Below are 21,889 nucleotides of genomic sequence, written 5' to 3'. Positions count from 1 at the left end.
TTGTTTTGCGAAGAATGCATGGTGCAACACCGCTTTTTTTTGCCAGCGCACGTTCAAAACACTAGCTCAAATAACCATTCCTTTCAACAACTTACAAGTAAACAAGAAGTTAGCCTCCGTGAATATAAACGTCGCAGATTTGTTAAACGGGAATTACATACTGTTATTGTTTGTGGTACTGGCACTCGGCCTTTGTCTGGGTAAATTACGTCTGGGTTCGGTACAACTCGGTAATTCCATTGGCGTTTTAGTCGTTTCGTTATTATTAGGTCAGCAGCATTTCAGCATAAACACAGATGCATTAAATCTTGGTTTTATGCTGTTTATTTTTTGTGTAGGTGTTGAAGCTGGCCCCAACTTTTTTTCGATTTTTTTTCGCGACGGTAAGAATTATCTGATGCTCGCGCTGGTATTAGTTGGCAGCGCGCTATTAATTGCCTTAGGGCTGGGAAAATTGTTCGGCTGGGATATTGGCCTCACCGCCGGGATGCTGGCAGGTTCGATGACCTCAACCCCCGTTCTGGTTGGCGCTGGCGATACGCTGCGTCATGCCTCAATGGAGAGCGGCCATCTTGCCAGCGCGCTGGATAATCTCAGCCTTGGCTACGCGTTAACCTACCTGATTGGTCTGGTCAGCCTGATTTTCGGCGCGCGTTATTTGCCGAAGCTGCAACACCAGGATCTGCAAACCAGCGCCCAACAGATCGCTCGCGAACGCGGCCTCGATACCGATGCCCATCGCAAAGTTTATCTGCCGGTGATCCGCGCTTACCGTGTCGGGCCGGAGCTGGTGGCCTGGGCCGACGGCAAGAACCTGCGCGAGCTGGGGATCTATCGCCAGACCGGTTGTTATATTGAGCGTATTCGCCGCAACGGTATTCTCGCCAGCCCGGACGGTGACGCGGTGCTGCAAATGGGCGATGAGATCTCGCTGGTCGGTTACCCGGACGCGCATGCGCGCCTCGATCCCAGTTTCCGCAACGGTAAAGAGGTGTTCGATCGCGATCTGCTGGATATGCGCATCGTGACGGAAGAAGTTGTGGTGAAGAACCACAATGTGGTTGGCCGCCGTCTCGCGCAGTTGAAACTGACCGATCACGGTTGTTTTCTTAACCGCGTGATCCGTAGCCAGATTGAGATGCCGATCGACGACAATATCGTGCTCAATAAAGGCGACGTGCTGCAAATCAGCGGCGATGCCCGCCGGGTGAAAACCATTGCCGACCGCATCGGTTTTATCTCGATTCACAGCCAGGTGACCGATCTGCTCGCCTTCTGCGCCTTCTTTATTGTTGGCCTGATGATCGGCATGATCACCTTCCAGTTCAGCTCGTTCAGTTTTGGCGTCGGTAATGCCGCCGGTCTGCTGTTCGCCGGTATCATGCTTGGCTTCCTGCGGGCGAACCACCCGACGTTCGGCTATATCCCGCAGGGTGCGCTGATGATGGTGAAAGAGTTTGGCCTGATGGTATTTATGGCCGGTGTCGGCTTAAGCGCCGGTAGCGGCATTGGTCATGGTCTGGGCGCCGTCGGCGGGCAGATGCTGATCGCCGGGTTGATCGTCAGCCTCGTTCCGGTGCTGATCTGTTTCCTGTTCGGCGCGTACGTGCTGAAAATGAACCGCGCCCTGCTCTTTGGCGCGATGATGGGCGCACGTACCTGCGCGCCCGCCATGGAGATCATCAGCGATACCGCGCGCAGCAATATCCCGGCGCTGGGCTACGCCGGAACCTACGCGATCGCCAACGTATTGTTAACCCTGGCGGGGACGCTGATCATCATCATCTGGCCGGGACTCGGATAACTCCTAAGCTGAAAAATATTTCAGTTATGCGCAGAACTTTTTTCTGGGGTGTCAGTCATAACTAGTGCCACTGCTTTTCTTTGATGTCCCCATTTTGTGGAGCCCATCAACCCCGCCATTTTGGTTCAAGGTTGATGGGTTTTTTGTTGCCCGAAATTCACTCCTCAAGGAATTACTCAACGCGCTCTGGTGGCCTTTATTACTCCGCTTACAGGTTGCCGTCTTTACCGCTTGCCGCTTTGCCCTCACCGTTAACGGGCGCGCCCAGGGTCTGCTTGAACCACTCGACCACCGTATTGATCACCGCAGGCTGGAACCAGGAAATATCGCCATGCTCTGCGCCTTTAACCAAGATGTATTTTACCTTGTCATGTTTCTCTTTCAGCGCATTGAAAAGCTGCGCGCTCTGCACCGGCGACACCAGCGTGTCGGCGCTGCCGTGCATGATAAGGAACGGTGGCTCATTACCGCTGATATGCCCCATCGGGCTGGCATTCAGCGCTTTTTGTTTATCGCTGTCGATGGTCGCACCGGGGAAATTCCTGAAAGCTGCGCCGTTTACCAACAGCGATTCGGTGACCGCCGGGGAGCGATGCACCTGCTGGATCTCTTGCGGGAATCCTTCGCCGATATTCAGCAAGTTTGAAATACCATATAACGTTGCAACCGCCTGCACTGCCGACGATTGATCGGTGTTGTCGCCAGTATCGAAGGTTTTTATATTGTTGGTTGTGCCGAGCATCTGGGCCATCCAGCCACCAGCAGAATCCCCCAACACACCGATTCGTTGCGGATCGATGTTGTACTCCTTCGCATGCGCGCGCAAATAGCGCACTGCGGCTTTACCATCCTCCAGCGGCGCCGGGAAGGTATTCGGCACAACACGGTATTCCGCCGCGGCGACAACAAATCCCGCTTCCGCCAGCGCCATACGCATTTCAATAAATTTGTCGTAATCGGCGGAAGTAAAACCGCCTCCTGGGAAGTAGACGATGGCCGGTTTCAGCGCGCTGGTGCGCGGAACCAGTAGCGACATGTTTAACTGGCGAACGGAACGCACATTCCGAATCTGGCTGTAAACGATATTGCTCAGTAAATCGATCTGCCCGCGGGATTTTTCAACGTTAATGACCTCCGCGCCGGGCGTATTGCCCGCCAGCTCATGGGTGGCAGCCAATGCCGAACCCGAAATACTCGCCATCAGAAACCACCCCGCTATCGTGAATCGACCTCGCATTATGCACCTCTCCATTCTCATTAAAAAATATGCGAGGGTGGGCAAGGCGGGAATGGTCGTCACAAACGTTACCAGCGATTTTTTTAACGTCAAATCCAATAAGCGGATGAAATTCATCTGAATTTTAGATGAATATATGCAAACTCTTTTACAGAGAAATCGCCAGTGGATTGTTTTTCATCGCGCTATTCTGCTTTATTACCGGACGACAACTAATAGAGGCCCCCCAATGAGCAACGCCTGGTTCAACCAAACGCGACTGCCGGTTGCAGGATAACGCATACCGCTCAGAGCCCGGCGATACGGCCAATCATTAGGCGGATCTCTTCGCGGCTCAGCGGCTGCCTGTCGGTCACAAAGTGCAGCGTCATCCCTTCGATAAAGGCATCCAGCGCGCGCGCCGTGATCGGATCAAACCAGCGTTCAAGGGTTGTCTGGCTGGAGCGCATCCAGTTTTGCATCACGCTTTTCAGCACTGGCTGGCGGCTCATAAAAGCGTAAAGCTGGTACATCAATTCCATATTGCGCGCGGTAGTAACCTGCGCGCCGTAGATCAGATCCGTGACCGCATCACAGGCCCGCGCCGGGCTGTCAACACCGTCAAAGAAAGCGGCGTACTGTGCCGACATCTGCCCGGTAAAACGGCTGAATGCCTCTTCCAGCAGCGCGTCGATGCCGGAAAAGTAGTAGGTCATCGAGCCGAGCGGCACGTCCGCACAGCTGGCGATTTTGCGGTGGGTCACCGCCTGGATGCCGCATTCGGCGATAGTGTCCAGCGTCGCTTCAAGAATGCGGTCGCGCCGCTGCGGGTCATTCGGTCGTCGTGCCATAGATCCTCTCACTGATTTATGTACAAATGTACACTTCCTTGCTAGTGTTGTCTCACCTTTTCCTTTTCCAACGAGAAGTTATGACAATAACTGCCTCCCGCAATGCCCTGCGCAACCGCCTATGGGCGCTGTTTACTTTCTTTTTTCTGCCCGGATTACTGATGGCCTCCTGGGCCACGCGTACGCCTGCAATCCGCGATATTTTGTCCGTCTCGACGGCGGAAATGGGCGGCGTGCTGTTTGGCCTGTCGATCGGTTCGATGAGTGGCATTCTCTCTTCCGCGTGGCTGGTTAAACGCTTCGGCGCGCGCAAAGTGATCCGCGCCAGTATGTCCTTTTCCGTGCTCGGCATGATGATCCTCAGCCTCGCATTGTGGGTCGCTTCACCGCTGCTGTTTGCCCTCGGGCTGGCCGTGTTCGGCGGCAGCCTCGGCGCGGGCGAAGTGGCGTTGAATATTGAAGGCGCGGTAGTTGAACGCGAAATGAATAAAACCGTGCTGCCGATGATGCACGGTTTTTACAGCTTCGGCACACTGGTCGGCGCGGGGATTGGCATGACGTTAACCGCGCTCGGCCTCACCGCCAATGTGCATATTCTGCTGGCGGCGCTGGTGGCGATTGTGCCGATTATCCTGGCGATTGCCGCCATTCCGGATGGCACCGGCAAAAACTCCGCAGAAGAGAACGCGCAGGGGAAAAAAGGAATGCCCTTCTGGCGCGATAGCCAGTTGTTGCTGATTGGTGTGGTGGTGCTGGCGATGGCATTTGCCGAAGGCTCCGCCAACGACTGGTTGCCGCTGCTGATGGTGGACGGTCACGGTTTTAGCCCCACTTCCGGCTCACTGATCTACGCCGGTTTCACCCTCGGTATGACCGTTGGCCGTTTTACCGGCGGCTGGTTTATCGACCGCTACAGCCGCGTTACGGTGGTTCGCGCCAGTGCATTAATGGGCGCGCTCGGGATTGGTTTGATTATCTTTGTCGACAGCGCCTGGGTGGCTGGCGTGTCGGTGATTTTGTGGGGGCTTGGCGCGTCGCTGGGCTTCCCGCTGACTATCTCAGCCGCCAGCGATACCGGCCCGGACGCCCCTACCCGCGTTAGCGTAGTGGCGACTACCGGTTACCTGGCCTTTCTCGTCGGCCCGCCGCTGCTCGGTTTTCTCGGCGAACACTACGGCCTGCGCAGCGCCATGTTGGTGGTACTCAGTCTGGTGCTGATCGCCGCGCTGGTCGCTCGCGCCGTGGCAAAACCGGCCCCGGAAGCACAAGCGGAAACCTGTTAACCGCAAGGCGGCGCGCAGACGCGCCGCCGCCTTAACCTTCCAGCGAATTCCCCACGCGTTTATCGCGCAGAAACACCACCATCAGGCCGATCCACAACACGCCATTTGCCAGGTTGAAGAGGCTGAACAGACCGTTGCCGCCCGCCAGCCAGGCATGTTTGCTGATTTCGATACCGACGGTAAAGATGAACATTTGCAACATGCCCATCGCCGCTGACACCGTGCCCTTACTCATTTCGCTGGCGAACAGCGTCAGCCGTACCAGCCCGGCATTCGCCAGCCCAATGCCAAAAGCGTAAAGGCTCAACCCGGCAGTCATCCACAAATACGCATGAGAAGAGACCAGCGTCGCGACGGCCGCCAGCAGCAAACCGGCAGCAATCGGCCAGCCGCCCATCATGATCAGCGCCCGTACGGTGCGCCGCGATGTCAGACGCGCCAGCGCCAGGTTACCGAGAATCAACGCGCCGAAAACCGGCACCTGCAACAGCCCGTACTGATAGCTGCTGAGTTGCTCACCGCTAATGATGATGATCGGCGACTGGGCGATCCACGCCAGTAATGGCAGGCTGACAAACCCGGTCGCCAGCGCGCCGGCGACAAAACGCAGGTTTTTCATGACCTCAGCATAATCGCGCCACAACGCCTTCAGTGAAAGTGGCTCGCCAAGGCGGGTCGCCGTTTCCGGCATCGCCTTTTGCAGACCAAAAAAGGAGAATGCCGCCAGCAGCGCGAACAGCACAAACATCCCCTGCCACGGCGCGGCATGCACCCAGGCTGCACCCACCAACGGGCCAAGCAGCGGCGCAATCAGCGCCACGTTGGCCATCAGCGCAGTGATTTTGATACACACGGCCTCTTCAAACGATTCCTGAATCGCGGCGTAGCCCACCGCACCAATAAAGCACAGGCTGATGCCCTGTAAAAAACGCAGCAGCGTGAATTGTTCGATATTTTGCGCCAGCAGCGTGGCAAGGCAGGTCAAAATGAACCACACCACGCCGGTAAGCATCACTGGACGGCGACCAATGCGATCCGACAGCGGCCCGAGTAGCCACTGTAAAAACATGCCGCCCGCCAGGTAAGCGGTCATGGACGTTGGCACCCATTCGATCCCGGCGTTGTACTGCTCCACCACCGCCAGCATGCCGGGTTGGATCATGTCATTGCCGATATAGGTCGAGAATTCGTAAAGCACCAGGCAGAGGGGAAATAGTAGCGCCCGTCGTCCCAGACGTTGGCCAGATAAGGAATGGTTTTGCATGCTGTCTCTTCATCTATGAAAAATCGCGCAGAGTGTAATAAAAGCCGTCCGGCTGTGATAGCGAATTTATAGCCATTGCCTAAATTTAGCGCTTTTCGGCTAATTAAGGTTTTCTTAATCGCCTGGGCGTAGCGTACGCATTATTACCGTTTTGTTTAAGAATCGTCTAACTCTCCGGGGAGTAAGATAAAACCCCTTTACCGTTTGCCGACGCACTTTTAAGGTGGGCGCTTTCGCGCAAATGTGGTCGTTTAATCAAAGAGTAACAAACCTATGCTAGAGAGCCTCAATCACACGCTGTTCTACTGGATTAACGCAACGCCCGACTCCCCCCACTGGTTAATTGCGCTGGCCGAATTTAGCGCCAGCGATCTCATCAGTATTGTGCCGCTGCTGGCGGCAGGGCTTTGGCTGTGGGGCCCGCGCCATCAGGTTAGCGCCCAGCGCCAGCTGGTGATTAAAGTGTCGATGGCGATCGTAGTCAGCATGTGCATCTCGCTGTTATTAGGCCACTTCTTGCCGCACGATCGTCCCTTTGCCGATCATATCGGCTATAACTTCCTGCCGCATGCGCCAGACAGTTCTTTCCCGAGCGACCACGGTACGGTCATCTTTACTTTTGCCGTGGCGTTCCTCGCCTGGCACCGCCTGTGGTCGGGCGCCGTGCTGATGGCGGTGGGTCTGGCGATCGCCTGGTCCCGCGTCTATCTTGGCGTCCACTGGCCGCTGGACATGTTCGGCGCGCTGTTAGTCGGTATCAGCGGCTGCCTGAGCGCGCAAATCCTGTGGCAAGGTTTTGGTCCGACGCTCTATCGTATCATTCAACAGATTTATCGGTTCTGCTTTGCAACGCTGATTCGCCGTGGCTGGGTACGTGACTAAGCCCAGCGCCAAAGGTAAGATGAACGCCCTGCTCAATGCAGGGCTTTCTTTTATTCAGGGGAAATATGGAAACAAGACGTGACGAACGGATTAGCCAGCTACTGACGGCGCTCAGGCACAGTGACAAGCTGCATCTGAAAGAGGCGGCAACGCTGCTTGGCGTTTCAGAGATGACCATTCGCCGCGATCTCAGCGCCAACAGCGCTCCGGTGGTTCTGCTGGGCGGTTATATCGTGCTGGAGCCGCGCGCGGCCAGCCACTATCTGTTAAGCGATCAAAAAACCCGGCTGGTCGAAGAGAAACGCCGCGCCGCAAAGCAGGCGGCCGCGCTGTTGCGCGCGCATCAGATGGCCTTCTTCGATTGCGGCACCACCATGCCGTGGGTGATTGACGCCATTCCTGACGATTTACCGTTTATCGGCGTTTGCTACTCCCTGAATACTTTTCTGGCTTTACAGGAAAAACCGCAGTGCCGCGCGATCCTCTGCGGCGGCGAATTTCATGCCAGCAACGCGATTTTCAAGCCGCTGAATTTTAATGAGACGCTGAAAAATCTGTGCCCGGATATCGCCTTCTATTCGGCGGCGGGCGTGCATGTGCAACAGGGCGCGACCTGTTTTAATCTCGAAGAGTTGCCGGTGAAACACTGGGCGATGGAGAGTGCGCAATACCATGTGCTGGTAGTGGATCACAGCAAATTCGGTAAAGTGCGCCCGGCCTGCATGGGCGCACTCAGCCAGTTTGACGTGATTACCAGCGACTGCTGTCCGGATGACAGCCTGGTGCAGTTCGCAAAACAGCAGCAAATTACATTGATGTACTGACCGTGCCCGCCGGGGCACGGCCTGTTAGCATCAGGAGAACCAGCCGCCAAACCACTGGTGGAATTTCAGCAGCACAAAATCCCACATCCGGCCGATAAACCCGGCCTCTTGCACCGCTTCCATCACCACCAGCGGACGCTGTTCGATGGTTTTACCGTTCAGCTGAAAATCGATTGTCCCCACGACCTGGCCTTTGCTCAGCGGCGCTTGCAGTTCCGGCTGCGTCAGCGTGTAGCTCGCTTTCAAATTATTAAGCTGCCCTTTCGGGATAGTGATCGAGCCCGCCTCGCCCGCGCCGAGCTTCGCTTCGCTGCTGTCGCCAAACCAGACGCGCTGAGTAACAAAAGTGGCATCGGGTTTGATGGGCGTTACGGTATCGAAGAAGCGGAAACCCCAGTTGAGGAGTTTCTCGGATTCATTAAAGCGGATGCGGTCGGTTTTCGCGCCCAGCACCACCGAGATCAGGCGCATATCACCCTGCGTCGCGGAAGCCACCAGGTTGTAACCGGCGCCATCGGTGGTGCCGGTTTTCATGCCGTCCACGTTCATGCTGGTGTTCCACAGCAGCCGGTTACGGTTCGGCTGGCGGATCTTATTAAAGGTGAACTCTTTTTCCTTGTGAATGGCGTACTCATCGGGCACATCATGAATTAAGGCTTTGCCGAGCAGCGCCATATCGCGCGCGGTACTGAACTGGCCCGGCGCATCCAGCCCGTGCACGGTTTTAAAGGTGGTATTGGTCAGCCCCAGTTTCTGCGAATAGCTGTTCATCAGGCTGACGAATGAATCCTGGCTCCCGGCAACATAGTCGGCAATGGCGATGCTGGCATCGTTGCCGGACTGAATAATGACCCCTTTATTCAAATCCGCTACCGACACCTGATCGCCCGGTTTCAGGAACATCAGCGAGGAACCTCGCAGTACCGGGTTGCCGGTCGCCCAGGCATCTTTACCGACGGTTACCGTATCGGTGAGATGAATTTTTCCGGCTTTCAGCGCCTGGCCCACCACGTAGCTGGTCATCAGTTTGGTGAGGCTGGCGGGATCGAGTTTCTCGTCGGCATTACCTTCCGCCAGCACTTTGCCGCTGGCGTAATCCATCAGGATCCATGCGCGTGCGTCAACCGGCGGCGCGGCCGGGTTTTGCTCAACCGCATAGAGAGAAGGCGAAAAGAGAAATAACAGCGCGGAGCCCGCAGCCAGGCTGCGAAGGGATAAAGAGAAATGCGTCATAGATGGCCACCCGAGTATCCATTCAATCAAACGTCACAACACGTACCGCAACAAACGGTGAGTAATAGCGCACAAACGGAGCGAAAAAAACCGTCGGTGAGTAAAGTTATTAAAGTTTATGCAATAACAGGGTGTTGCGCTCACTTTGTGCGATCTTTTTCTAAGTCGTTGCCAGAACGTTAACTTTCCCCCACCATGAATCCCAGACAGAGATCCACTTCAAAGGGGTAAAAATGATAACGCTATGGGGCAGGAATAACTCAACTAATGTCAAAAAAGTTCGCTGGCTGCTGGAAGAACTGGAGTTGCCGTACGAGCACATTCTGGCAGGCGGGCAATTTGGCCTGAATCACGATGCCGAATATCTGGCGATGAACCCGAACGGGCTGGTACCGTTACTGCGTGACGATGAAACCGGCGTTGTGCTGTGGGAATCAAACACCATCGTGCGTTATCTTGCCGCCCAATACGGTCAGGGCCGCCTGTGGATTGAAGCTCCCGCCGCGCGTGCAGAAGGGGAAAAGTGGATGGACTGGGCGCTTGGCAGCCTGGCACCGAAACATAGCCAGGTGCTGATTGGGCTGGTGCGCACGCCGCCAGAGCAGCGGGATAACGCCGTGATTGCTGCCGCCATACAAGCGCTTGAAGGCATGCTGGATATTCTCGATAACGCACTGGCAAAACAGAGCTGGTTTTCCGGCGAGGCCTTCGGCTGCGGAGACATTGCCGTTGGTCCGTTTATCTACAACCTGTTTGCTATTCCTGGCTTAAGCTGGGCGCCGCGCGCCAATCTGCAGCGCTGGTACGCACAACTGTGTGAACGTCCGGGGTTCCGCACAACCGTGATGATTCCGGTAACCTGATACCCGACGTTACCGGGCAGGGAAGCCCGGCAAACTCGCGCCCTACTCCTCGCCGCCTTCGTCATCGGCAAACAGCGCGTCATCTTCTTTGAACGGGTTGCTCTCCTCCCATTCGATCTCCTCGCTGGCGTAATGCACCGGATCAATGCCGCAGCACTCTTCCAGCACTTCTTCGGCTTCATCCAGCAACGCGATCGCATCCTGCCAGCAGAGTGTGATGTCCGCAGCGGCAAGCTCGCCATTATCAAGCGCCTCGAGTTTCGTCATCGCCAATTCAATATTGTGTAAACTCTCCAGCACCAGGCTCACTTCTTCGCCGAGCCCCATACCGGAAATCGCAGCAGCATGATCATCACTCAATGCGTCATCGAATTCATCGCCCGCGTTATCCGACAACGCAGATGTCCTGGCAACGGCCAAAAATAACTGCGAACGTTTTTTGAGAAAACTTGCCCGTTCTAACGAAAGATCCAACTGTTCAGTGACTACAATATCCATCATCTCAATCTCACAAAGTGATATACAAAACTCATGGCGGTAGCTGAATATTTTTCTGCATGCGATATGAAAGAGTGCTGAAAAGAGAGCAGCATTGCTGAGAAACAAACGCTATGCCGTTTTTAAACGTTTGCATCTCAACACATTGATCCTCAAATTTAAACGCACGTCGGTGCGCAGAAATAATCGCTACATTCCCTGGCGCACAGGGCAAAGCCGGGCGCTGATCCTGCCTGCGACATCGTTGCCGAAACTGTAATATTTTTCTTTCATGATATCGCCCTCGCGCATCATCAAAAATACTTTGCGGGATAAGTTATTATCCTTGATATTGATATATTTGATGCTGCTTTGCTCATTTCCCAGCGTTGACAGTTTCGGGAAGAAAGAGACATTATCGGAATTTCTCACCATATACCTGATGGTTTCCAGGTCGTTTGAAATACTGCGCGCATGATTGAGAATCTCCTCACTACCTGGCTCAAGATGTAAATGTTCTGGCATCGACTTGGTCATAATGAGTTTATGCTTCTTCAAATCTTTGAGTTCAATAGCTTCATAGCTGGATAACGGATGGCTGATATTCACCCCCAGAACAAAGTGCTCTTCATAAAGCTGGGCTTCGAGGAAACGTTCGTTATCAATCGGGCCAATCAGCAAACCCAGTTGCAATTGTCCTTTATCCAGCATGCTCAATAAATTATCTTCATTGACCTCATGCAGCTTGATTTCATTATCGGGAAATTTCTCTTTAAATACGCTAAATAAATCTTCATGAATGTAGGAACCCAGCGTCGGGGTAATGCCGATATTAATAACGCCAACCGGCTGAAAACGTAGCCAGCGCGCCATTTCCTGAAGGTTATGAACTTCACGGAGAATATTTTCGATCAGCGGCAACAGATGCAGGCCGGTTGGCGACAGGCTAAAACCTTTACCTTTGCGGTGCAGCAGAGGAATGCCTAACTCCTCCTCCAGCTTCTTGATTTGTATGCTGAGGGTCGGTTGTGAAACATCACACGCCTCGGCAGCTTTCTGGAAATTCATATGTTGTACCAACGATACAAAATACTCCAGGTCCTGGGTTCTCATATTGTCAACTCTCCCGTGTGTAGAAAAAATAAAGAACAAAACACTACAGAGCATAAGGTTTTTTATGTTTCCAGCGACACAAACAACCTGCCGATGGCATTTAAGTAAATTCTTATGCGTAATTTAATTTAAGGACCTAAAAAGCACTTCTCATCAATTATTTGTTTTATACACAGATCTAAATTTACACGTATCAATAATCGCTGGCAGAGGTAAAAACTTTAATCGGTAATTTATATCGTCAAAAACACAATAGAATGTAACGATGTAAAAATAGAAAATTTGCTTTTAGTGGTGCTTTTATGACTACTATTTCACCTGTTTTATAATCATCGCATTAATGAACAGCAAGAACTGAGAAACTTACTCGCCGATTTCTTTTAAGCGGAGAATTCTGATAGCAGAACACATATTCAAATATCAGACTAACAGCATCGAACAGTTAAGCAAAGCTAATTTATAGTCTGTCTTCAGCTCTCTGCATAAACAAACAATAAAATCATAACCGTTGCTTAATTGATTATTAAGCAACACTACATTAAATTAAACGCAGACTAACCAATATTTCATCCTTAGGCAAAATCATAATTACAATGGCCTATAGAAGATCTGCAAATAGAATTAACCGTTGTCAGAATCAACATATTAAAATTACCTATTAGCTATAAAATCATTATGTTGAACGATGACATTTATAAAATAAAAATATTCTCCATTTAAATTTAAAGTTTTATTAATCCCATCCGATATGATTGAAGCCCGGCAATATTATAAGGGCATCACTAATAGATTAATTCTATATTCCTGGAGAAATAAAATGGCTGTTATTAATACCAACACCTTGTCTTTAACGACCCAAAATAACCTGAGCAAATCTCAATCTTCATTAGGCACCTCCATTGAGCGTCTGTCATCCGGTCTGCGTATTAATAGCGCAAAAGATGATGCTGCTGGTCAGGCAATTGCAAACCGCTTTACATCAAATATTAATGGTCTGTCTGTTGCCGCGCGTAACGCCAATGACGGGATCTCACTGGCGCAAACCACTGAAGGCGCACTGAGCGAAGTCAACAACAACCTGCAACGTATTCGTGACCTGACTGTACAGGCGCAAAACGGTTCAAACTCCGCGTCTGACGTTGACTCCATCCAGGCTGAAGTCAACCAGCGCATGGAAGAGATCAACCGCATCACCACGCAGACCGACTTCAACGGTCTGAAAGTGCTGAACACCGGTTCCGGCGACAGCGTGTATAACTTCCAGGTTGGCGCGAAAGATGGCGAAACCATCAGCATTACCGTCAGCAGCAGCGATGCCTTCAACCTCTACAGCACCACCGGCGCAACGGCTTCCACCACCGGGCAAATTGTCAACGGCAGCGCGCGTGCCACTGACGCGCACGGCTTCGATGTATTGCAGGGCGTGGTTGATGCTACCGGCGGCACAAACGGTAACCCGCTGGCGGATCTGGATACCGCCATCAAAGCAGTGGACAGCGAGCGTAGCCTGTTGGGTGCTTCCCAAAACCGTTTTGAATCCACCATCTCTAACCTGAATAACACCACCAACAACCTCTCTGCCGCGCGCAGCCGTATTCAGGATTCCGATTACGCGACCGAAGTGTCCAACATGTCACGCGCACAGATCCTGCAACAAGCCGGCAGCTCGGTACTGGCGCAGGCGAACCAGGTTCCGCAAACCATGTTGTCGCTGCTGCGTTAAGCAGGCTAAGGTCCGTTACCCTCCTTCATAGCGGATCGTTTTAAACGTTATTTCAGGTAACACATCCCCGCTTTGCCATGAGGGCGGGTGATTCAGCATAACTGTCTATTGAGAAATATTTTTATCCCGCAATGTTAGATGGCATTGCGGGATTTTTTTCGCTTGTTTTATTCGTCCCCTGCGCACGGAGTTATTATCTCTGCCAAATAAAAAAAGGATGCAATGAACCATTGCATCCAGAATAAATAACAGCAAGTAAAACAGCTTTTACATCACCTGAGGGTGTTCATCGTGCAGCACAATTGCCGATTATAAACCAAGGCTATCCAGTAACTCATCAATATCATCTTGTGGGGAGGACTCAGGCAAATGTGCGGCGTGTTCTTTCTCTCTGGTCAAAGCCGCCCGGCTTTCCTGCGGTACGCTGTCTAATAAGACTGCGAGGAATTGTTTTTCTAAATTCTCCAGCAGCGCCATCATGCGCACAATAATGCGCGCGGTGGTATCCGGAAAATCCTGCGCCAGCATAATATCGCACAGAGATTTCTTAGTGGCATCGGTAGAAAGCGGCACCGCGCCAAGCCAGCCGCGCGTTGCGCGGGCAAGCGCCATCATGCCATCAATGCCATCGCTCTCTTTAATATCATCCCATTGCGACAGTAGCTGGCTGGCTTCTTTGCTGAGCCGCTCCTGCAACGGCTGCGTCTGTTCAATCAAATTAAGCGTTTTACCGGAGGCCTGCGCCGTCAAATCGACAACATATTGCAAACGGCTGCGTGCATCGGGAATAGCGTGGGCGATCTCAGCAATAGTAATATCGTGCCCCAGCTCACGCAGGCTGGTTCTTAACATCCGGGTCACATTGCCAATGCGGGCAATCAATTCATAAATATCGGTTGCCGCATGCGGAACAGCATGCACATTCATTATTACCTCTCCTTTACGCCATCTTTTCTCAGATATTCAGTTATCGGCAATGTATCCGCACACTTAAATAAAAGGCGCCAGATAGCCAACCACTATATAAATACGAAAAGACGTAAAAGTTTATTTTAATAATTATAAAAGGCAGGCATTATAGAACGCTGAAATATAGTTATTATCTTGCATCGTTAATACCACGCTTTCACCGGGAAAGAGCGAAAGGGGGAATGCCCCCTTCTTCACGAAGCCGGACGCACTTTCCACAGTTCGCCGTCTGATGAATCCGTCAGCACGTAAAGGTAACCATCCGGCCCGACGCGCACATCGCGGATACGCTGTTTACGATCGGTAAGAATGCGACCATCTTCTGCAACTTTGTCGCCATTAACGCTCATCACGATGACATCTTCATCTTTAAGCGCGCCAATAAAGAGTTTGTTTTTCCACTGCGGGAACGTGTCGGCGTTATAGAATGCCATGCCGCTTATCGCCGGGGATTTCTGCCAGTAGAAGATCGGCTGTTCGGTGCCAGGCACAATCTGCCCTTGCGCTTCGGGGATTTTCAGCCCGCTGTAGTTAATACCCCAGGTGGCGATCGGCCAGCCGTAATTTTTGCCTTTTTGCGCAATATTAATTTCATCACCGCCGCGCGGCCCGTGTTCGTGCCACCACAGTGCGTGGCTCCACGGGTTTATCGCCATTCCTTGCGGGTTACGAATGCCATATGACCAGATCTGCGGACGGGCATCTTTGCGCCCGACAAATGGGTTGTCATCCGGTACTTTCCCCTGATCGGTCAGCCTTACCAGTTTGCCCTGCAATTTATCCAGATCCTGCGCCGTCGGGCGCTGGTTGTTCTCGCCCAGTGCAATCCACAGATAGCCTTTGCCGTCAAACACCAGCCGACCGCCAAAGTGGTTGCCGGTTGAGAGTTTCGGCTGCTGGCGGAACACCGTCTGAAACGCCTCCAGATGGGTGAAATCCTCGCTCAGGCGGCCATAACCGACTGCCGTACCGGCTTTGCCCTCGTTGTCCGCTTCCGCATAGCTTAACCACACCCGGCGCGACTGGGCGAAATCAGGCGCCAGCACCACATCCAGCAAGCCGCCCTGCCCGTGCGCCCACACTTTCGGCACGCCGCTTATTGGGTCGGAAAGCCCCTTACCGGCCTGCCACAAACGCAGTTGCCCGCCGCGCAAAGTGATTAACATGCCGTGATTGTCGGGCAAAAATGCCAGCGACCAGGGGTGATCAAGTTTGCTTTGCAGAACATCAACCTTCACCGCCGCAGGCTCAGCCAATACCGGGGCGGAAAGAAACAGCAGCAACAGAGGAAGACGGCGCATCGGGTTCTCCTTTATTCAGCAGCTTCACAGAGTAAAGGGTAGACCGGGGCGCAGAAATGAAACGCAGGTTTACAGAATTTATACATTCGGCATGAAAGAAAACGGGCAGACAAAAAGGGGGAGTTCCCTCCCCCTTGCGCTTAGGCCTCTTCGAGCGGTGAATGCTCGTTAAGGTAGAGAATGGCGTGATCAAGCACATTCAGTGAACGTTCGAGTTTGTCGGCATTCACAGAGATATACGTTGGACAATCCTGTCGCCCGCTCATCAGGCAAACCGCCGCTGAAGAGAGAGCCTCTTCGGCGCGGTACAACGCACCCCGCGATTCGCGATCCGGCATTTCATTCAGCCGTTCCCCTTTGTCACGAATCTCAAGCGCCAGGGCAAACAGACGTTCACGCAGACGATCGTTTTCGCTGACCGACATATAACCTTTCGCCTTCCTCATCTGGGTGTAGGCCGCAAGGTCCGCTCTGGCAGCAGTCAACTTCGTCAACAAGCGACGAACAAGTTCATCAAAGCTCATACCTATTTCCTCCCTTGTCAGCCAATGGGGTAAGTTAATAGTATGGCTGCTATTTGCACAAATTCATGCACGCGGTCAATAATTAATCGATATTGACAATCCTTTACAAACCGGACGCCAGCCAGGCGCGCCATCCTCCGTAAGACGTAATCTCCTGCGCCCCCTGCAAGCCATAATTTTCACAAATGAATCCACTCAACCAGCGGCCATCTTCCAGCTCGACCTTACCCAAGCCAAGCGGCGCCGGAATACCGGCAAGGAAAGAGCCGACTTCGCTGTGCGGCAGTTCCCACACTTCCACGGCAATCGCCGCGCCCTGCTGCTCATCGCGCACCATGCCTGGCCGTTTACCGTCGGCCAGCGCATATAACCGATAATGCGGCGCGCTGCGGGTGGCGCTAAGTAACGTCGCACCCCGCTGACGCAACTGCCCGTTAAGCGCCAGCCCGTCCAGATGCGCGCCACACACCACCAGCGCCAGCCGATCGTGGCTCGCGGCATTTGCCGGAACAGCAGCCGCCATTTTCCGCCCGCCTGGCAAGGCCAGCGACGCGTTGCGCTGCATCGCATCGGCAAGGCTCAGCAGATACTGATCGGTAAACGCGCGGCCAAACAGCGTAACGCCGGAAGGCAAGCCGTTCGCCATCATGCCGTTTGGCACCGCAACAGCGGCGTAATCCAGCAGGTTCATAAAATTGGTGTAGTAACCGAGATCGGCATTGCGTTTTACCGGCTCCTCGGCCAGCTCCGCCAGCGTCACCGGGCGTGGATAGGTCGGCGTCAGCACGCAGTCCAGATCGCTGAGCAGCGCGTCGCACTGCGCTTTGTAGGCCTGTAAGCGGTATTGTGCGTCAAAGGTCGCCACTGCATCGGTGGAGGGCGCTTTGCTCAGAACGGCTTTGATCACCGGCAGCACCGCATCCGGCTGTTTTTCAATCAGCGGCCCGACGACGTGGTAACGCTCCGCCACCCACGGCCCTTCATACAGCAGGCGCGCAGCGGCAAGAAATGGAGTGAAATCAAGCGTCACCGGCACGCCGCCCAGCGACTCCAGCCGCGCTTTTGCCGCATAAAACAGCGCTTCACTCTCTGCACAGCCGAGGAATTCCAGCGTAGCCGGAACGCCAAAACGGAAACCCGGCTGCGGCGTGCCAAAAGCCTGCGCACCGTTCCACGCCGGGTTACTACGGCTGTACGCATCGCGCACATCTTTCACTGCCGTTAGCGCCAGCAAACGGCTGGCTTCGGCGGCGGTAGCGGTAAAAAAGGTCACGCAATCGAGCGTGCGGCAAGCAGGCACCACACCCGCCGTGGAGATCAACCCCTTGGTCGCTTTCAGGCCAACCAGATTATTGAGCGACGCCGGAACACGCCCGCTGCCTGCGGTATCCGTGCCGAGTGCAAAGCTTGCCAGACCAAGCGCCACCGCCAGCGACGATCCGGCACTGGAGCCGCCCGCCGGATAATCGGCATGTACGCTGTTACGGCAGGCGCCATACGGTGATCGCGTGCCGTTCAGCCCGGTGGCGAACTGATCGAGATTGGTTTTTCCCAGCGGCACCGCGCCCAGCGCAATCAGTTGTGCGACGATGGTCGCATCCTGTTCTGCGGTATACGCAAATGCCGGGCAGGCAGCGGTGGTCGGAATGCCAGCCAGATCGATATTGTCTTTGATGGCGAACGGCACGCCATACAGCGGCAGCGACTGAGGCGGCACGTTGTCCAGCGCCGCCAGATACGGCTCCAGTTCCGCCGCGCTGAGAAGATAAATAAAGGTATTGAATTCCGGGTTCAACGCCAGCGCCCGCGCGCGCAGCGTCGCTATCACGTCGCGCGGCGTTAAATGGCCGTCGCGGTAAGCCTGCGCCAAGACATCAAGGCGTAAATCAAACGGCTGCATCATGCTGTTTTCTCCAGAACCACCACACACTGACCCGCGCGCACCGAACTACCCGGCTGCACGCGCACCTGGCTTACCACGCCGTCATGGGCGGCAAACAGCGGGATCTCCATCTTCATCGACTCCAGCACCACCAGCACATCGCCTGCGCGAACCTGGCTGCCCGGCGTGACATTCACCTGCCACAAGTTGCCGGAGATCGGGCTGTCAACGCCCTGTTGCCCCGGCTGTAATGGCGCATCTTCGCCCTCTTCCGCCAGCGCTTCACTGCTGTCGAAATGCGCCTGGCCGCTGGCAATCCAGCGATCGCGTTCGGCGGCGAAAGCGCCCTGCTGATGCGCGCGGAAAGCAGCAATACCAGGCGCTTCATCGGCGAGAAACTGCTGATACTCCGCCAGCTTCAGCGTGGTGTGCTCAATGCGCAGCGGATAACGCCCGAGCGGGAAGTCGCGACGAATGGTTAACAATTCATCGGCAGAAACCGGATAAAAACGGATCTGATCGAAGAAGCGCAGCAGCCACGGTTTGCCGGCAAAATCCGCCACCGTATGGTAGCGATTCCACATTTGCAGCGTCCGCCCGACAAACTGGTAGCCGCCCGGCCCTTCCATGCCATACACGCAAAGGTACGCGCCGCCAATACCGACCGAGTTTTCCGCCGTCCAGGTGCGCGCCGGGTTGTACTTGGTGGTGACCAGCCGATGGCGCGGATCGAGCGGTGTCGCCACTGGCGCGCCAAGGTAGACATCGCCCAGCCCCATCACCAGATAGCTGGCGTCAAATACTGTTTTGTAGACTTCATCGATATTCGCCAGATCGTTAATGCGGCGGATAAATTCCAGGTTGCTCGGGCACCACGGCGCATCGCGGCGCACGGTGGTCATATATTTGTCGATGGCTTTCTGGCACGCCGGGTCGTCCCACGAGAGCGGCAGCCAGACAATGCGCGACGGCACATCCAGATCCTGGCGCTCACACACGCCCTGCCATAGCCCGGCCACCGTCTCCAGCAGTTGCGCCAGCCCCAGCGCTTCCGGCTGGTAGTGAATTTGCAGCGAGCGAATGCCCGGCGTCAGATCGATAACTCCCGGCAGCGCCAGGGCTTCCAGCGCCTGCATTAAGGCATGGGCGCGAAAACGCAGCACCAGATCCAGCTCCGGCTCGCCGATCTCCAGCAGCAAATGCGTATCGCCGGAAAGCCGCGCCACCAGGCGCTTATCCGCCTCACCGCAGCTCAGGACGATCGGCGAAGCCAACGCCACCGGTTGCCACGCCACCGCCTGCGGCGTGAGGCTGGCGATTTGCGCTTCCTGCGCCTGCGCCAGACGGCGCGCAGTGGCGATATCCACCGGGATAAAACGCACTTTATCGCCCGCTTTCAGCTGGCCGACGGCCGGTAAATCCGCTTCGATAATGGTCACCGGGCAAACAAAGCCGCCGAGGCTCGGGCCGTCCGGGCCGAGAATTACCGGCATGTCGCCGGTAAAATCCACCGCGCCGATGGCATACGGGTTGTCGTGAATATTGGAGGGATGCAGCCCGGCTTCGCCGCCGCTGTCGCGCACCCACTCCGGTTTCGGGCCGATCAGGCGCACGCCGGTGCGGCTGGAGTTGAAATGCACTTCCCAGTCGGTCGCCAAAAAGGTCGCCATATACGCCGGGGTGAAGTACTCCGGCGCGCCGTGCGGGCCGTAAATCACCCGCAGCTCACGTACCGGGGAAAGCTGCATATGCAGCGCCTGCGGCAGCGCCGTTTCGCGGCACGGTGCCGTTAACGGCACCAGATGCAGCACGTCGCCGGTACGCAGCGCGCGCCCGGCATGGCCGCCAAACTGCCCCAGCGTGAAGGTGCTTTTACTGCCCAGGTACTCCGGTACCTGGAATCCCCCGCGCAGGCAGAGGTAGCTGCGCACACCGTCACCGCAGATATCGCCGATGTGCAGCGTCATCCCCGCCCGCAGCGTGAAGATACGGTTCATCGCCAGCGGCTCACCATCGAGCGTCAGCGCAATATCCGCCCCGGTAACAACCGCCTGTGCATCGCAGTTAAATTTCAGCGTCGGGCCGCTCAGGGTGATCTCCAGCGCCGCCGCGTTGTCATCATTGCCCAGCAGACGGTTGCCAAGACGCAGCGCACGGTTGTCCATCGGCCCGGATGGCGGCACGCCCACCGCCCAGTAGCCCACGCGCCCGGGATGATCCTGCACGGTGGTTTGCGTCCCGACGCTCAGCACCTCCAGCGTGTGCGCCTGATACGTCAGCCCTTCGAGACAGCGCGTCCAGGGTTCACCGTTGGCAAACGGGGCAAAGGTTAAGATCTGCTGTAAATAGCTGCGGTTGGTCTCCACGCCGTATAAACGGGTGGCGCCCAGCGCGTCGTGCAGCGCATGCACCGCCGCCTCACGCGTTGGCTGCCAGGCGATGATTTTCGCCAGCATCGGGTCGAAGAATGGCGGCACTTCACAGCCGGATTCCACCCAGCTATCGATACGCAATGTCCGGCGATCGTCCGCCGGAAATGCCACGTCAGTCAGTAAACCGGGGGATGGCTGGAACTGGCGGCCAGGATCTTCCGCATAAACCCGCGCCTGAATCGCGTGGCCGCTGGGTGTCAGACTGTCGCGAAGCTGCGCCAGCGGCGGCAGTTCTCCGGCGGTGAGCGCAATCATCCAGCCCACCAGATCGACGCCCCACACCTGCTCAGTCACGCCGTGCTCAACCTGCAAACGGGTGTTCACTTCGAGGAAGTAAAACCGTTTGGCTTCGCTGTCGTAGACAAACTCCACCGTGCCCGCGCTGCGGTAGTTGACCGCTTTGCCGAGCTTAATGGCCGCGCTGCACAGCGCGTCTTCCATGCCCGCAGGCAGGTTTGGCGCAGGCGTCTCTTCCAGCACTTTCTGGTTGCGGCGCTGCACGGAACAATCGCGCACGCCAAGGGCAATCACCTCGCCTGCACCATCGCCGAAGATTTGCACTTCCAGATGGCGGGCGCGGGCGATGTACTTCTCAATAAATACGCCCGCGTCGCTAAAGTTGTTTTTCCCCAGCCGCACCACCGCGTCAAATGCGTCGTGTAATTCGGTCGCCGTCGTGCAGACACGCATCCCAATGCCACCGCCGCCCGCCGTGCTTTTCAGCATCACCGGGTAACCGACGATTTCTGCGGCGCGCAGCGCTTCCTCCACATCCGCCAGCAGTTCGGTGCCTTCCAGCATTGGCACGCCCTGTTTTTTCGCCAGCGCGCGGGCGGTATGTTTCAGGCCGAAAACGCGCAGTTGCGCAGGGGTCGGGCCAACAAAGGCAATGCCTGCTGCTTCACAGGCTTCGGCAAAGGCCGCGTTTTCAGAGAGGAAACCATAGCCAGGATGAATAGCCTGTGCCCCGCTCTCACGGGCAGCGGCAATGATTTTTTCCGTCACCAGATAGGTACCGGCAGCCGGGCCGTCGCCAAGGCTAATCGCTTCGTCGGCCTCGCGGATATGCAGGCTGCTGATATCGGCATCGGAATAGACGGCAACGCCGCCAATATTCATGGCACGCAAGGTGCGCAGGATGCGGCAGGCAATCGCCCCGCGGTTGGCGATCAGGAGTTTCGTAAACATAGGTCAGACTCAATCGTGGCGGGTCGTCCCGCCGAACATTGGCTCACCGCATGGTCGTCC

Annotated in this window: 17 protein-coding genes; 6 read left to right on the top strand and 11 right to left on the bottom strand. The window is 55.2% G+C overall.

Features of this window, described 5'->3' with window-relative positions:
- Positions 1-118 precede the first annotated feature (118 nt).
- Positions 119-1,804: an aspartate:alanine antiporter gene (locus tag C0557_RS07780; protein WP_074775533.1), complete on the top strand. Its 1,686-nt coding sequence runs from the start codon at positions 119-121 to the stop codon at positions 1,802-1,804.
- A gap of 208 nt (positions 1,805-2,012) precedes the next feature.
- Here the strand turns inward: C0557_RS07780 and C0557_RS07775 are convergent, their stop codons facing one another.
- Both C0557_RS07775 and C0557_RS07770 read right to left on the bottom strand, forming a co-directional pair.
- The gene (locus C0557_RS07775; protein WP_208658059.1) at positions 2,013-3,005 is read right to left on the bottom strand and encodes an alpha/beta hydrolase; all 993 of its coding nucleotides are present in this window, start codon (positions 3,003-3,005) and stop codon (positions 2,013-2,015) included.
- A 323-nt stretch (positions 3,006-3,328) separates the two neighbouring features.
- Positions 3,329-3,871, bottom strand: a complete 543-nt coding sequence (locus C0557_RS07770; protein ID WP_043954092.1) for a TetR/AcrR family transcriptional regulator — start codon at positions 3,869-3,871, stop codon at positions 3,329-3,331.
- An 80-nt stretch (positions 3,872-3,951) separates the two neighbouring features.
- Between C0557_RS07770 and C0557_RS07765 the strand changes: the two genes are divergently transcribed.
- Entirely contained in the window at positions 3,952-5,154 is a 1,203-nt protein-coding gene (locus C0557_RS07765) for an MFS transporter (protein ID WP_208658058.1), read from the top strand.
- Between the two features lie 31 nt (positions 5,155-5,185).
- Here C0557_RS07765 and C0557_RS07760 read toward each other — a convergent pair whose 3' ends face one another.
- Positions 5,186-6,418: an MFS transporter gene (locus C0557_RS07760; RefSeq protein ID WP_208658057.1), complete on the bottom strand. Its 1,233-nt coding sequence runs from the start codon at positions 6,416-6,418 to the stop codon at positions 5,186-5,188.
- A gap of 273 nt (positions 6,419-6,691) precedes the next feature.
- Here C0557_RS07760 and ybjG point away from each other — a divergent pair, with 273 nt between their 5' ends.
- Positions 6,692-7,300: an undecaprenyl-diphosphate phosphatase gene (gene ybjG, locus C0557_RS07755; RefSeq protein ID WP_074775517.1), complete on the top strand. Its 609-nt coding sequence runs from the start codon at positions 6,692-6,694 to the stop codon at positions 7,298-7,300.
- Between the two features lie 65 nt (positions 7,301-7,365).
- Positions 7,366-8,124 (top strand): DNA-binding transcriptional repressor DeoR, encoded by a 759-nt coding sequence (gene deoR / locus C0557_RS07750; RefSeq protein WP_208658056.1) that lies wholly within the window; start codon positions 7,366-7,368, stop codon positions 8,122-8,124.
- Positions 8,125-8,154: 30 nt separating this feature from the next.
- On the opposite strand, the gene dacC is transcribed toward deoR, so the two are convergent.
- Complete coding sequence (dacC, locus tag C0557_RS07745; RefSeq protein WP_208658055.1) at positions 8,155-9,357, bottom strand: serine-type D-Ala-D-Ala carboxypeptidase; 1,203 nt, start codon at positions 9,355-9,357, stop codon at positions 8,155-8,157.
- 233 nt (positions 9,358-9,590) lie between these two features.
- Between dacC and C0557_RS07740 the strand changes: the two genes are divergently transcribed.
- On the top strand, positions 9,591-10,220 hold the full coding sequence (locus C0557_RS07740; protein WP_208658054.1) for a glutathione S-transferase family protein: 630 nt from the start codon (positions 9,591-9,593) through the stop codon (positions 10,218-10,220).
- Positions 10,221-10,262: 42 nt separating this feature from the next.
- On the opposite strand, the gene C0557_RS27390 is transcribed toward C0557_RS07740, so the two are convergent.
- A complete protein-coding gene (locus tag C0557_RS27390; protein ID WP_253073795.1) occupies positions 10,263-10,616 on the bottom strand; it encodes a hypothetical protein in 354 nt (117 codons plus the stop codon).
- Between the two features lie 291 nt (positions 10,617-10,907).
- A complete protein-coding gene (locus tag C0557_RS07730; RefSeq protein WP_253073794.1) occupies positions 10,908-11,864 on the bottom strand; it encodes a LysR substrate-binding domain-containing protein in 957 nt (318 codons plus the stop codon).
- Positions 11,865-12,627: 763 nt separating this feature from the next.
- On the opposite strand from C0557_RS07730, the gene C0557_RS07725 reads away from it, so the two are divergent.
- Complete coding sequence (locus C0557_RS07725) at positions 12,628-13,533, top strand: flagellin (RefSeq protein ID WP_007374068.1); 906 nt, start codon at positions 12,628-12,630, stop codon at positions 13,531-13,533.
- Positions 13,534-13,842: 309 nt separating this feature from the next.
- Here the strand turns inward: C0557_RS07725 and C0557_RS07720 are convergent, their stop codons facing one another.
- The 5 genes from C0557_RS07720 to uca all read right to left on the bottom strand — a co-directional run bounded on the left by C0557_RS07720 (position 13,843) and on the right by uca (position 21,829).
- On the bottom strand, positions 13,843-14,460 hold the full coding sequence (locus C0557_RS07720) for a protein phosphatase CheZ (RefSeq protein WP_208658052.1): 618 nt from the start codon (positions 14,458-14,460) through the stop codon (positions 13,843-13,845).
- 236 nt (positions 14,461-14,696) lie between these two features.
- Positions 14,697-15,803, bottom strand: coding sequence for a PQQ-dependent sugar dehydrogenase (locus tag C0557_RS07715; RefSeq protein ID WP_208658051.1), 1,107 nt, complete (start codon positions 15,801-15,803; stop codon positions 14,697-14,699).
- Between the two features lie 140 nt (positions 15,804-15,943).
- Positions 15,944-16,327, bottom strand: coding sequence for a biofilm formation regulator BssR (locus tag C0557_RS07710; protein ID WP_007374064.1), 384 nt, complete (start codon positions 16,325-16,327; stop codon positions 15,944-15,946).
- 103 nt (positions 16,328-16,430) lie between these two features.
- Positions 16,431-18,230 (bottom strand): allophanate hydrolase, encoded by a 1,800-nt coding sequence (gene atzF / locus C0557_RS07705; protein WP_208658050.1) that lies wholly within the window; start codon positions 18,228-18,230, stop codon positions 16,431-16,433.
- The gene (uca, locus tag C0557_RS07700; protein ID WP_208658049.1) at positions 18,227-21,829 is read right to left on the bottom strand and encodes an urea carboxylase; all 3,603 of its coding nucleotides are present in this window, start codon (positions 21,827-21,829) and stop codon (positions 18,227-18,229) included. Before uca ends, atzF begins: the two co-directional genes overlap by 4 nt.
- Positions 21,830-21,889: the final 60 nt, after the last annotated feature.

This window comes from Kosakonia sp. MUSA4 (assembly GCF_013085925.1).
Lineage (GTDB): Bacteria > Pseudomonadota > Gammaproteobacteria > Enterobacterales > Enterobacteriaceae > Kosakonia > Kosakonia sacchari_B.
The sequence above is the reverse complement of the archived record's forward strand: the minus strand, read 5'-3'. Positions and strand labels throughout refer to the sequence as shown.